We start from the raw sequence: 489 nt of genomic DNA on the forward strand, positions 1-489 counted from the left end.
GCCGGGTCAGCGCCATGCTCACCCCGACCCACCAAGCCATCAAACAGCAAGTGCAGTCTGCCGCCATCATCCATGCCGATGAAACCCGGCACCAGCGGGGCGGTGAGCGACGCTGGATGTGGCTGGCCCTGAGCAAGGTCGCGGTCTGCTTCATGACGGCGTTTGGCCGCGGTCAGGAGGCAGCGAAGCGGTTGCTGGGCAGTGAGCTTGATGGGGTGCTGGTGACCGACCAGTATGCGGGATACCGCTTCATCGACAGCGCCCAGCGCCAACTGTGCTGGGCGCATGTGCTGCGCAACGTGGCGGCGATTGCCGAGAGTAGCGACGCCGTCAACCAGCCTATCGGAGCCCGGCTGGTACTGCTGGCTGACACGGTGTTCAGAACCCGGCATGGCTATGAACAAGGCTGCTTAAGCCGGGAGCAGTACCAGCGAAGGTTGCAGCGATGTCGGCAAAGCTGGCGAAGGCAGCTGGAGCGGGGCAGTGTAC

The 489-nt window shown here is 64.2% G+C and carries 1 protein-coding gene; it reads left to right on the plus strand.

Going from position 1 to position 489, the window contains the following annotated elements:
• A partial coding sequence (locus B4920_RS25865; RefSeq protein ID WP_139379644.1) for a transposase occupies nucleotides 1–489 on the plus strand: 489 nt, incomplete at both ends.

The sequence above is a fragment of the Zoogloea sp. LCSB751 genome (genome assembly GCF_002028455.1).
GTDB lineage: Bacteria > Pseudomonadota > Gammaproteobacteria > Burkholderiales > Rhodocyclaceae > Zoogloea.